Origin of the sequence: Chelativorans sp. AA-79 (assembly GCF_029457495.1) — a bacterium.
In the GTDB taxonomy this organism is placed as follows: domain Bacteria; phylum Pseudomonadota; class Alphaproteobacteria; order Rhizobiales; family Rhizobiaceae; genus Chelativorans.
Genome location: NZ_CP120361.1, coordinates 3374738 through 3387562 on the forward strand (window position 1 = coordinate 3374738; position 12825 = coordinate 3387562).

A 12825-nucleotide genomic window follows, 5' to 3' on the forward strand; every position below is an offset into this window, starting at 1 on the left:
GGCTCGGGGGGAGGCATTTTGCCCTTGCCCCCGCCATATTTGCACCGTTAGAGCATCGGCATGAGCAGCCAGCGCCGCACCTCCCGCCTTGCCGCCATCGCCATGGCAGCGGCCTTCTGCGTCTCGGTGCCGCTGGTGCTTGGCTTCCTAAAGCACCTGCACCCCGCCTTCGACAGCTTCGCCCATCTCCGTGCACATCTGGCGGTGTTGCTCGCCGTGCTGTCCCTGCCATTGCTGTTCTTCGCCTCCTGGCGCGCGCACGGCCTGCTCGCCCTCGCGCTGGCCGTGGCCGCTTTCACCAGCGTCCTCGATGTCCCGCTTCTCCAGCGGCTTTCCGGCGGCCCCGCAGAGGCTTCCCCGCCGGATGTCGCCCGTTACCGGCTGCTTCAGCTCAACCTGCGCTATGACAACAGCAGCCCGAAAGAGGTGTTGTCGCTGATCGGCCGCAGCCAGCCGGACGTGATCACGCTGGAGGAGGTGTCGGCCATGTGGCGGCGCGAACTGGCCTTGATCGAGAAGGCATATCCGCACAGCCTCTTCTGTTCGCGGCCGGGCGTCGGCGGTGTCGCCATCCTCTCGCGCCGGCCGTTCCTGCATCCATCCCGGGCGGAGTGCTTCAACAAGGGGGCTCTGGCCATCGCCACGGTCAGTTTCGGCGGCACGGCGGTGGACATCGCGGCCATCCATCTGGGCTGGCCGTGGCCCTTCGAGCAGTCCAGGCAGCTCACCCATGTGACGCCGACGCTGAAGAGGAAAATGGGAGCAACCGCCATCCTGGCCGGGGACCTCAATGCGGTCTCCTGGAGCGCCGCCGCCGAGCAGCTTGCCGCGGCGGGTGGTCTCACCCGCCTGCGCCATATCGGGCCGACCTGGCTCGCGCAGCCGCTGCCAAACCGGCTGCGGCGCGTGGCCGGCCTGCCGATCGACAACATCTTCGTGAAGGGCCGCATCGCAGTGGTCGCGACGCGCAGGCTGGACGATGCCGGCTCGGACCACCTGCCGGTGCTCCTGGAGTTCGACGTGCTTCCACAGCTCAAAGGCAGCCAGACCCTGCAGGCCTCCGTTGCAGCGCTGCAAGCGGTACGCTGAAGCCACACGCGGTCACGTGCCCGCATTCTTTTTTGCCGCACCGCAACATTATTTTGGTTGCGGCGCGGTGAATGCCGGGCCAAGCTGCCTGCCGGGGATTCGAATGGGCGAGGTGATGTCAGCGAGGACGTCATCCATGGTGCAGCTGCGTTCGATTCAGGTCTTGCGTGCGATCGCGGCCCTGGCGGTCGTGTTCTTCCACCTGTCGCCCTCGGAATGGACCCTGGGCGCAGCCGGCGTGGACCTTTTCTTCGTCATCTCCGGCTTCATCATGGGCACTGTCGGGCTCGGCGACGGTCCGGGCCGCTTCATGACCAAGCGCATCATCCGCATCGTGCCGCTCTACTGGGCGGTCACTTTTGCCATGTGCGCCGCGTCGCTGGTGCCGGGGCTCTTCTCCACCTTCACCTTCGACCTGCCAAGGCTGTTCACGTCGCTCTTCTTCATCCCCTCCGAGGATCCGGAGGGAAAGGTCTGGCCGCTGGTGGTCGTCGGCTGGACGCTGAATTACGAGATGTTCTTCTACGCGCTCTTTGCACTGGGGCTTTGGCTCGGCCGCCCCATCCTGGCGTCGGCCGTCATCATCATGGGGCTGGCCGTCGCCGGCTGGGCGCTCCAGCCGCAGCCGACCATCCCGCACTTCTACATGAACCAGTTGCTGGTCGAGTTCGTCTTCGGTCTCCTGCTCTCGCGCGCGGTCTTCTTCAAAAGCGCCCCGCTCGGATCGGGGCTCGCGATCGCAGGCTTTGCCGGCCTGCTTTCACTGGGCGTCGGCAGCGACACGCCTGAGTGGCGCATCCTCTATTGGGGGCTGCCCGCTCTGGCGATCGTCGCAGGCTTCGTCGCGATCGAGCGCGCCGGCGCATTTCCGGCGCATGCGCTGCGCCCGCTGGAAAAGCTGGGTGATGCGTCCTACTCGCTGTACCTGACGCACGGGATCGTGCTCGGCATCGTCGGCAAGGTCTTGGGGCACGGAAGCGCCTCGGCGATCCTCACGGCACTCGTCGCCTGCATCGTGGTGGCGATGCTGTCCTACCACATCTTCGAACGCCCGGTGGGACAAGTCCTGCGCGGGCTCCTGACTGGTCCGGCGACGGCGAAGGCCTCCGCGTAGAAGCGAGGGCGGCCGGGCTGCAAACCGGCGCCCCCTGGCCCTCACATATTCTGGTAGACGGGACCCTCGCCGCCCTGCGGCGGCACCCAGTTGATGTTCTGGTTGGGGTCCTTGATGTCGCAGGTCTTGCAGTGCACGCAGTTCTGCGCGTTGATGACGAAGCGGGCCTCGGTGCTTTTCGGTGCGGCTCCGCCCTTCTCGGCGGCGCCGGGCCCGCCGGCCAGCGAATTGCCTTCCGCATCGACCCACTCGTAGACGCCGGCCGGGCAGTAGCGGGTGGAAGGCCCGGCATAGACGCCGTATTCGGACGCCTTCTGGAGATCCATGTCCTTCACCTGCAGATGCACCGGCTGGTCCTCCTCGTGGTTGGTGTTGGACAGGAACACCGAGGAGAGGCGGTCGAAGGTGAGCACGCCGTCGGGCTTGGGGTAGTCGATCGGCTCGTGCTTCTCGGCGGCGTCCAGCGTCTCGTGGTCGGCCTTGCGGTGGCCGAGCGTGCCCAGCGGCGAGAAGCCAAAGAGGGAGTTGCACCACATGTCGATGCCGCCGATCCCCACGCCCACGATGGTCCCGAAGCGCGACCAGAGCGGCTTGACGTTGCGCACCTTCTTGAGATCGCTGCCGATATCGGAGCCGCGCCAGGCGTCCTCGTAGGCGGAGAGCTCGTCATTGGCGCGCCCTGCCGCGAGCGCCTCCGCCACGTGCTCGGCGGCGAGCATTCCCGACAGCACCGCGTTGTGCGAGCCCTTGATGCGGGGAACATTGACCAGGCCGGCGGAGCAGCCCATCAGCAGCCCGCCCGGAAAGCTCATCTTCGGGACCGACTGCCAGCCGCCCTCGGTGATGGCGCGCGCGCCGTAGGAGATGCGCTTGCCACCCTCGAACGTGCCGCGCATGGCGGGATGGGTCTTGAAGCGCTGGAACTCCTCGAAAGGCGCGAGATAGGGGTTCTTGTAGTTCAAATGGACGACGAAGCCGACGGCCACCAGGTTCTCGTCGAAATGATAGAGGAAGGAGCCGCCGCCGGTCTGCCGGTCGAGCGGCCAGCCGAAGGAGTGCTGCACCAGGCCGGGCTTGTGCTTCTCCGGCCTCACCTCCCACAGCTCCTTGAGGCCGATGCCGTATTTTTGCGGCTCGCGGTCCTCCGCAAGCGCATAGCGGGCGATGAGCTGCTTGGCGAGCGAGCCGCGCGCGCCCTCCCCGATCAGCACATATTTGCCCAGAAGCGCCATGCCGGGCTGGTAGGCAGGACCGTGCGAGCCGTCGCGCTCCACGCCCATGTCGCCGGTGACGACGCCGATGACGGCGTTCTCCTCATTGTAGAGGACGTCGACGGCGGCGAAGCCCGGATAGATCTCCACCCCCAGCGCCTCGGCGTGCCCGGCCAGCCATTTGCAGACATTGCCGAGCGAGACGATGTAGTTGCCGTGATTGCTCATCAGCGGCGGCATCAGGAGATTGGGCAGCCGCATGGAGCCTGCCGGCCCCAGCACCAGGAACCGGTCGTCGGTGACCGGGGTCTTGAACGGGTGATCCTTCTCGGTGCGCCAATCGCGCAGGAGCCGGTCGATACCGATCGGATCCACCACCGCGCCCGAGAGGATGTGCGCCCCAACTTCGCCGCCCTTCTCGAGCACGACAACGGAAAGCTCCGGATCGAGCTGCTTCAGCCTGATCGATGCCGCAAGCCCCGCCGGCCCTGCACCGACGATCACCACATCGAATTCCATGCTTTCGCGTTCGCTCATCCATTCCTCCAAGGCTTGCGACGGCTTGCCGGTCTCAAGCCGGCTATAGCGCATAGCCAAAGACGGCGAAACCACCCATGGCCCCGCAATGAGCACCAGCGCCGGGATCACGGTTTTGTTCAAACGTAAACGCAATTCAACTTGCGCTGGCATGCATAGACTTGGATACAATTGCGCCTCGCGCGGGAGGATCGCCGTCTGCGCGAAGACTGGTTTGTGCACACGTCCTACGCCAATTTTGTCTATCTGCCGCGGAGAGAACTTCGTCATGCAGAATGAGAGGGAATCCGTCGTCAATCGAGAAAGAGAATTTCACAATATCCGGTTCGGCCAGGAGGAAGACCCAAGAAAATACCTTGACAAGTGGTATCGAACGATACGCCACGGCGCAGAACGCCAGGACGAGGAAATAATACGCCGTTCGAAAGACGCGGATGTTCTTGAATACGGTTGTTCCGATGGCGGATGGTCCCTGTACTCCTTGCGGCTCCCCGACATCTGCCGCTCTCTGACAGGAATCGACATTTCGGATGTTGCCGTGGCCAAGGCGAACGAACGGGCGCGCGAGCTTGGGAACGCCAACGCCGCGTTCTTCGCGATGAATGCGGAAGACATGTCCTTCGAGGACAACAGGTTCGACCTGGTGTATGGACGCGGGATCATCCATCATCTCGATCTGGACCGGTGCTTTTCCGACGTGGCGCGGGTGTTGAAGCCGAACGGGGTGGCGAGCTTTTACGAGCCGATGGGACACAATCCCCTCCTGAACGCCTACCGGAGGCGTACACCGGACATCCGCACCGTTGATGAACATCCCCTGCTGGTGTCGGATTTCGCGCTGGCCCGCCGCTATTTCAGCGGCGTCCGGGTGGATTATTTCGGCCTGTGCTCCGTCGGAAGCGCGCTGGCGCCGCCGGGCATGTCGGAGGTCGTCTATTCGGCCGGCAAGGCGGTCGATTCCGTGGTTCTGGCAATACCCTTCGTGAAACGGTTCGCCTGGTATGCGCTCCTGACGCTCAGGGTCTGACAAAGGGTGCTCTTTCGGCCGGACGAGGCACTACCAAGTCCGGCCTTGCCGGCCTACAATCACCTGCGCTCGCCGGCGCGGAGCCTGTACGCCCGACGCGCGGGAGACCCAGGCCATGCCAAGCATCGCGCGATTTGCCGCCCTCGTCTCCGCAGCCCTCCTGTTGGGCGCGGGGCCGGCTGACGATGGGCGCTGGCTTGCCGGCGGCTACTCCTTCTCAGACGAGCTCGGCGGCTTTCGTATCCTTGCCGTCCGCGGCAGCGGCACACGCGCCGACCCGGTTGTGCTCATCCAGGAGCTCTATTCCGCCAGCGCCGTGGTCGTCGTCATCCGCCAGGACGGACCCGGGGCGCCGCAGGCGGAGTCCCGGCGGCCCGGCATGGCGCTCTACCTGCGGATCGAGACGGTGAATGCGAGCGGGCTCGCCTGGGTCGAATTCTCGTACGAGCTGCAGGTTCACCTGGGCAAACCCAGCGTCTATGGCGACGGCCTCTCCTTCGACCAGGCGCAGGCGGAGGCAGGCACGGTGTCCGCAGACGCCTTCGCCTCCTACAGCCGCGACTTCGAGCCCCATGACCGCCTGCTCTTCCGCGACGGCAAGGTGGATCCCAAGGAGACGGCCACATTCTCCATGCTCATCACCGACCTTACACCCACCTACCAGTTCCATCTGGTGCAGGATCCGCGCATCCCCTTCTCTTGAGGCACAGGCTTGCATTGCACGCTCCGGCGAGCGAAAACCGGGACATGATCCCGACCACGCCTCTCGACCCTGCGGGCCTTCGCGAGCTGCTCTCCTTCTACGCCGACGCCGGTGTGGACGAGCCGCTCACCGAAGAGCCGTCGAACCGTTTCGAGGAGCGAAGCTCCCGCGCGGCCGCTCCCGAGGCGACGCGGCCTGCCGATCTCGCAGCGGCTGGCAATGCGCCTGCCCCCGCCAGGGCACCAGCGGCGCCGGCCCAGCCGGTGCCCAGGCCCGCGCAGCCCGCCGCCATTCCCGACGAAGCCCAGGCCGCCCGCGCGCGCGAACTGGCGCGGCAAGCGAGGACGCTCGACGAGTTGAAGGCGATACTGGCCGACTTCGACGGCTGCAACCTGCGCCATACGGCGAAGAACCTGGTCTTCGCCGACGGCAACCCCGAAGCGGATTTCATGCTGGTGGGCGAGGCGCCGGGCCGGGACGAGGACCTGCAGGGCCTGCCCTTCGTCGGGCGATCCGGGCAGTTGCTCGACCGCATGCTCGCGGCGATCGGGCGCGACCGGACATCGGCCTATATCAGCAATGTGATTCCGTGGCGCCCCCCCGGCAACCGCGACCCCTCGCCCCTCGAAACGGAGATCTGCCGGCCCTTCATCGAGCGGCACGTCGAGCTGGTCGCGCCGAAAGTGCTGGTCACCTTGGGCAATCCTTCGACCAAGCTCCTGCTCGGCACGCAGACCGGCATCATGAGGATGCGCGGCACATGGTCGGTCCACAGGACCCAAAGCGGGATGGAGATCGCAACCATGCCGACGCTCCACCCGGCCTATCTCCTGCGCAATCCCGCACACAAGAAACTCACCTGGCGCGATTTCCTGGCCATCAAGATGAGGCTGAGGGAGTTGGAGGGGTGAGCTCCGACCAATGGGGCGGTAGGGCGAAAGAAACATGCTGCCCCATCCCTGCTCCCCGTCCCTTATGGACTGGGCGGCACAAAACGCCGCGCCGCCACGCGCTTCAGCCCGAGCCGGCGCTCGCGCCAGATGATGAACAGCCCCGCCCCCACCACGATCAGGCCGCCGACCAGCGTGTAGACGGTCGGTATGTCGCCGAATGCGAAATAGCCGACGGCGATGGCGAGGATCATCGAGGTATATTCGAAGGGCGCGATGGTGGAGAGCTCGGCGTGGCGGTAGCACTGCGTCATCAGGATCTGAGCCACGCCGCCACAGATGCCGGCGCCCGCGAGCGCCAGGAACTGCCAATGCGTCAGCCACACCCAGCCGAAGGGAATGGTGGCGAGCGAGACGATCGTCGCCGTCACGGAGAACCACATGACGATGGTGGGCGTCTTCTCCGTCAGCACGAGCCTGCGCACCAGCAGCATGGCGACGGCGGAACATGCCGCGCCGAGCAGGATGGCGATCACGCCGACCGCCTGGTCGGCCTCGAGGCCGGGGCCGCTGCCGGTCAGCAGAGTGAGATTGGGCCAGGCGATGATGACCACGCCCGCAAAGCCGATGACGACCGCGCTCCAACGGTAGATCCGCACCGCCTCGCCGAGGAAAATGGCGGAGAACACCACGACGAGCAGCGGTTGGGCGTAGTTGAGCGTGATGGCGTCGGGCAGCGGCAGCCGCGTCAGCCCGAAGAAGCCGAGCCCCATCGAAGCCACACCGACGAGCCCGCGCATCACATGCCCCGCCGGATGCTTCGTCCGGAAGGCCGTCGCAAGCTCACGCTGCCAGGAGAGCATGAGGATGATGGGAAGGATGGCGAAGAAGGAGCGGAAGAAGACGATCTGCCCCGCCGGTACGGGGCCGGCCGACTTGATGAGCGACGACATCGCCACGAAGATCGAGACCGATATGATCTTGAGGGCGATCCCGACCAGAGGCCTGCGCTCCGTGTCGAGTTCGCTTACGGCGACCGCCATCACCTATCCTCCCCTTCGCGGGGAAGGAAAAGCCGGCCGCAATGCGCAGCCGGCTCGACCGATCCGGGTTTCATCGCGCGGCCTGCGCCTCCGCGATGGCCTGCCACACGCGCGCGGGCGTGGTGGGCATCTCGATATGCGAGATGCCATAGGCGCGGTAGAGCGCATCCGTCACGGCGTTGAGCACGGCGGGGGTGGAGCCGACGGTGCCGGCTTCGCCCGCGCCTTTCATGCCCAGCGCGTTGGTGGTGGAGGGGACGTTGCGCGTCTCGAAATGGATGAGCGGCAGAAGGTCTGCCCGCGGCATGGAGTAGTCCATGAAGGTGGCCGTCACGAGTTGGCCGTCCTGCGAATAGATGGTCTCTTCCGTCAGCGCCTGCCCCACTCCCTGGGCAATGCCCCCATGGATCTGGCCCGCGAGCAGGATCGGGTTCGCCGTCGCGCCGAAGTCGTCCACCACCGTGTAGGCCACGATCTCGGTCTTGCCGGTGCCGGGATCGATCTCCACCTCGCAGATATGGGTGCCGTTCGGATAAGTGGGCTCCGGCTGCTCGAAATCCCCGAAACCCTTCAGGTCCTCCGGGTCCTTCGCAGCCTTGGCGATGGAGGCGAAGTCCATCTGCCGGTCGGTGCCGACGATGCGCGCCACACCGTCGACCAGCTCGATATCGGCGGGCGAGGCCTCCATCTCGTCGGCGGCGATCTTCCTGATCTTCTCGGCAAGGTTCTCGCCCGCGCGGGAGGCTGAAATGCCGCCGATCGGGATGGAGCGCGAGCCGCCGGTGCCGCCGCCCGCCTTCAGCACATCCGTATCGCCCTGATGGACATGGATCCTGGAGATGTCGAGGTCGAGCTTCTCGGCCACGAACTGCGCATAGGCGGTCGCATGGCCCTGGCCGTTCGACTGCGTGCCGATGGCGAGCGTCACCGAGCCGTCGCCGTTGAGCGTGAGATAGGCGGGCTCGGAGCCCGGAAAGGCGCAGGCCTCGATGTAGGTGGACATGCCGATGCCGCGGATCCGGCCGCGCGTCTTCGCCTCCTCGAGCCGCTCCCCGAACGTCGCCCAGCCGGCGCGCTCCATGGCGAGCGTCATGTGCCCGTCCAGCTCGCAACGGTCGTAAAGCCTGCCGGTGGGCGTGCGGTAGGGAAACTGCTCCGGCTTGATGAAGTTCAGCCGGCGGATCTCCTCGCGCGGCATGTTCATCCGGCGGGCGCATTCCTCCACCAGCTTCTCGATCAGGAAAGCGGCCTCCGGCCGCCCCGCCCCGCGATAGGCATCGACCGGCGCGGTGTTGGTGTAGACACCCTTCACCGTCACGTCGATCGCCTGGATATCGTAGACGCCGGTGGCCATGGAGGCGCCGCCGGTCGGGATATAGGGCCCGAACTGGTGGATATAGGCGCCCATATTGGCCAGTAGTTCGATGCGCAGGCCGAGGAAACGCCCGCCCTCGTCGAGCGCCATCTCGGCGGTCACGGCGTTGTCGCGCGCCTGGCTGTCGGTCAGGAAATGCTCGTTGCGGTCGGAGGTCCATTTGACCGGGCGGCCGAGCCGCTTCGCCGCCTCCAGCACCAGCGCATATTCACGGTAGACGAATGCCTTGGTGCCGAAGCCGCCGCCGACGTCCGGCGTGATGACCCGGAGTTGCTCGACCGGAATGCCCAGCGTGCCCGCCAGGATCGCCTGCATGGAATGCACACCCTGGGAGCCGGTGGTCAGCACGAACCGGTTTTCGTCGTCGCGCCACTCGGCAAGGGCCGAGCGCGTTTCCATATAGTTCGCCACCAGGCGGTTGTTGACGAAGGCGATCTTCACCACGCTGTCGGCCTCGGCGAAGGCGGCTTCGGTCTTGTCCTTGTCCCCGACGTGATACAGAAAGGCCTCGTTGGTGCCGAGCTCCGGCCAGACCAGCGGCGCCCCGTCCAGAAGCGCCTCGGCCGTGCCGACCGTCGGCTCCTCGTCCTCGTAATCGACCTCGATCAGTTCCGCCGCATCCTGCGCCTGCTGGCGGGTCTCCGCCACGATGAAGGCGACGGCGTCACCCACATACTGAACGCGATCGCGGCAAAGGATCGGGATGTCCCGGCTCGGCGCCTTGCCTCCATCCGGCTGCTCGGGCATTCCCGCCGCCTTGAGGTCCTGCAGATGCTCCGTATCGGCTCCCGTCAGCACGAGGCGAACACCCGGCGCGGAGCGGACGGCCTCGACCGAAGCGATGAAAAATTTCGCCTTGGCGACGGGCGAGCGAAGGACATAGGCGTGAAGAGCGCCTGACGGCGAGATGTCGTCGGTGTAGCGCCCCTTGCCGGTGATGAAGCTCTCATCTTCCTTGCGCAGCACGGAAGCGCCCATGCCGAATTTCGGTGTGAGAACCGTCATAGCGAATTCCTTGCGAGTGACGTGGAAATTGGAGACTTAGCAGTGGCGGCAGTTTTGTCCACGGTCCGCATCGTGTAAAGAGCCACGGTCGAAAATCTTGGGCCAATCGCGCTCCGGGACGGCCATAGGGAGAAACGCATGCGCACCGACACAGGCCAGGTCTTCCGCCTCGAGGACTACCGCCCCAGCGATTACGCCATCGTCGAGACGGATCTCACTTTCCGCCTCGACCCCGAGCGCACACGGGTGACGGCAACGCTCACGGTGGAACGGCGCGAAGGCGCGGCGAAGGACGCACCGCTTGTTCTCGACGGCGACGGCCTCGCGCTCGACGAGCTTCTCGTCGGCGGAAAGCCCGCCGTGAAAGGCTCCCACGAGGCGACGCCCGACAGCCTGACGATCAGGAGGCTGCCGAAGGCGGACCGGTTCGAGATCACGATCGTCACGATCATCGCGCCGGCGGCCAACAAGGCGCTGATGGGCCTCTATCTCTCGAACGGCGTCTACTGCACCCAGTGCGAGGCGGAGGGCTTCCGCCGCATCACCTATTATCTCGACCGGCCGGACGTGCTGTCCACCTATCGCGTGCGCATCGAGGCGAAGGAGAAGGAAGCCCCGCTGCTTCTTTCGAACGGCAACCCGGTCGAGAACGGCAGACTCGGCGATGGCTGGCACTATGCCGTCTGGCACGATCCCTTCCCGAAACCCTCCTACCTCTTCGCGCTGGTCGCAGGCGACCTCGGCGGCATCCATGACGCGTTCGTCACAGCCTCCGGGCGCAAGGTGAAGCTCGGCATCTATGTCGAGCACGGCAAGGAGCCGCTCGCGGCCTATGCAATGGACGCGCTGAAGCGCTCGATGCGCTGGGACGAGGAGCGTTTCGGCAGGGAATACGACCTCGACGTCTTCAACATCGTCGCCGTGTCGGACTTCAATATGGGTGCAATGGAGAACAAGGGCCTCAACGTCTTCAACGACAAATACGTGCTGGCGGACCCCGAGACGGCGACGGACATGGACTATGCCAATATCGAGGCCATCATCGCCCACGAATATTTCCACAATTGGACAGGCAACAGAATCACTTGCCGCGATTGGTTCCAGCTCTGCCTGAAGGAAGGACTGACCGTTTACCGCGACCACGAATTCTCCGCCGACCAGCGCTCGCGCGCGGTGAAGCGCATCGCCGAGGTGCGCACGCTGAAGGCGCACCAGTTCCCCGAGGACCAGGGACCGCTCGCCCATCCCGTGCGCCCGCGCCGCTACCGCGAGATCAACAATTTCTACACGGCGACGGTCTACGAGAAGGGGTCGGAGGTCGTCCGCATGATCCACACACTGCTCGGCGCGAAAGATTTCCGCGCCGGGATGGATCTCTATTTCGAGCGGCACGACGGGCAGGCGGTCACGATCGAGGACTTCCTCGCCTGCTTCGAGGAGGCATCGGGCAAGGACCTCTCCCAGTTCGCGCTCTGGTACCACCAGGCGGGCACGCCGAATGTCACGGTTTCCACGAGCTACGACGCGCGGGCGAAGGAATACACGCTGGAGATCGAGCAGTCCGTGCCGCCGACGCCCTCCGAATCCCGCAAGCGCCTGATGCATATCCCGCTCGCCTTCGGCCTGGTGGGGCCGAACGGGCAGGACATGGAGTATGACAGCGCGGAAGGCGCCGCGGTGGAGAACGGTGTGATACACCTGCGCAAGCGGCGGCACACGGTGCTGTTCAAAGGTGTCAGCGCCCGGCCTGTGATCTCGCTCAACCGCGGCTTCTCCGCGCCCATCACGCTCGCTCTGGAAATGCGGCCGAAGGACCGTCTCTTCCTCGCCCGGCACGACAGCGATCTCTTCTCGCGCTGGCAGGCGCTCAACACCCTGTTCACCGAAGCGCTGATCGAGGCTTCAACGCGCATCCGCGGCGGAAAGACACCGAATTTCGAGGCGGCGCTGCTCGGCTATCCGGCCGAGATCGCGGCCGACGAGAACCTGGAAGCGGCCTATCGCGCGCTCGCGCTCACCCTGCCCGCGGAAGCCGACATCGCCCGCGAGATCGGCAACAATATCGACCCGGACGCGATCGGCGCCGCACGCGAAGCCTTGCGCGAGGCGATCGCGGGCGAAGCGCAGGCGGTTTTCGCGAAGGTGTATGACGCGTTGCAGGATGATGGGCCGTTCAGCCCGGATGCGGCAAGCGCCGGCCGGCGTGCGCTGCGCAACGTGCTGCTCGAATATCTCTCGGCAGCCGCCCAAGATCCGGCCCTTGCCGCGCGCCAGTTCGAGGAGGCGAAGAGCATGACCGAGCGCGCCGCCGCGCTCAACGTCCTTGCCCACCAGTTCCCCGGAAGCGGGGCGGCGGAGAAAGCGCTCGCGGCCTTCGAGCAGCGCTATCACGACAACCCGCTCGTGCTCGACAAGTGGTTCATCGTGCAGGCAACGATCCCCGGCGACAGGACCGTGGATCTGGTGCGCAGGCTGATGGCCCACCCCGCCTTCTCCATTACGAACCCGAACCGCGTCCGCTCGCTCGTCGGCGGCTTCGCTTCGAGTAACCAGACCGGCTTCCACCGGGCCGACGGGGAAGGTTACCGCCTGCTCGCCGAGACGATCCTGCGCGTCGAGGCACACAATCCGCAGGTCGCGGCAAGGCTCGCCATCGCCTTCCGCTCCTGGCGGTCGTTGGAGAAGAACCGGCAGGAACAGGCCCGCGCCGCGCTCTCCGAAATCGCGCGGCAGCCCGAGCTCTCGCGCGACCTGCGCGACATCGTGGAGCGGACGCTGGCGTAGCTTGTTCTCGACCGAATCAATTTTCGCCCCCACTGGACAAGGCGAAT

9 protein-coding genes are annotated in these 12825 nt (G+C 65.7%); 6 read left to right on the forward strand and 3 right to left on the reverse strand.

The genetic code is table 11. The features are described 5' to 3' along the window. Window positions 1-60 precede the first annotated feature (60 nt). Together PVE73_RS16535 and PVE73_RS16540 are read left to right on the forward strand one after the other, a co-directional pair. The gene (locus tag PVE73_RS16535) at window positions 61-1089 is read left to right on the forward strand and encodes an endonuclease/exonuclease/phosphatase family protein (RefSeq protein ID WP_277363294.1); all 1029 of its coding nucleotides are present in this window, start codon (window positions 61-63) and stop codon (window positions 1087-1089) included. Between the two features lie 136 nt (window positions 1090-1225). After that, entirely contained in the window at window positions 1226-2203 is a 978-nt protein-coding gene (locus tag PVE73_RS16540) for an acyltransferase (protein ID WP_277363295.1), read from the forward strand. Window positions 2204-2244: 41 nt separating this feature from the next. Here PVE73_RS16540 and PVE73_RS16545 read toward each other — a convergent pair whose 3' ends face one another. Further along, window positions 2245-3951 carry an electron transfer flavoprotein-ubiquinone oxidoreductase gene (locus PVE73_RS16545; protein WP_277363296.1) on the reverse strand — a complete coding sequence of 569 codons (1707 nt, stop codon included), beginning with the start codon at window positions 3949-3951 and terminating at the stop codon, window positions 2245-2247. Between the two features lie 88 nt (window positions 3952-4039). Here PVE73_RS16545 and PVE73_RS16550 point away from each other — a divergent pair, with 88 nt between their 5' ends. The 3 genes from PVE73_RS16550 (at window position 4040) to PVE73_RS16560 (ending at window position 6592) form a co-directional block, all read left to right on the forward strand. Next, complete coding sequence (locus tag PVE73_RS16550; RefSeq protein ID WP_277363297.1) at window positions 4040-4978, forward strand: class I SAM-dependent methyltransferase; 939 nt, start codon at window positions 4040-4042, stop codon at window positions 4976-4978. Between the two features lie 115 nt (window positions 4979-5093). Beyond that, entirely contained in the window at window positions 5094-5681 is a 588-nt protein-coding gene (locus tag PVE73_RS16555) for a hypothetical protein (RefSeq protein ID WP_277363298.1), read from the forward strand. Window positions 5682-5725: 44 nt separating this feature from the next. Next, window positions 5726-6592 carry a uracil-DNA glycosylase gene (locus PVE73_RS16560; RefSeq protein ID WP_277363299.1) on the forward strand — a complete coding sequence of 289 codons (867 nt, stop codon included), beginning with the start codon at window positions 5726-5728 and terminating at the stop codon, window positions 6590-6592. Window positions 6593-6654: 62 nt separating this feature from the next. Here PVE73_RS16560 and PVE73_RS16565 read toward each other — a convergent pair whose 3' ends face one another. Next, a complete protein-coding gene (locus PVE73_RS16565) occupies window positions 6655-7614 on the reverse strand; it encodes a DMT family transporter (RefSeq protein WP_277363300.1) in 960 nt (319 codons plus the stop codon). A 70-nt stretch (window positions 7615-7684) separates the two neighbouring features. Beyond that, on the reverse strand, window positions 7685-9994 hold the full coding sequence (locus tag PVE73_RS16570) for a xanthine dehydrogenase family protein molybdopterin-binding subunit (protein WP_277363301.1): 2310 nt from the start codon (window positions 9992-9994) through the stop codon (window positions 7685-7687). A gap of 138 nt (window positions 9995-10132) precedes the next feature. Between PVE73_RS16570 and pepN the strand changes: the two genes are divergently transcribed. Beyond that, window positions 10133-12778, forward strand: a complete 2646-nt coding sequence (pepN, locus tag PVE73_RS16575; protein ID WP_277363302.1) for an aminopeptidase N — start codon at window positions 10133-10135, stop codon at window positions 12776-12778. Window positions 12779-12825 lie beyond the last annotated feature (47 nt).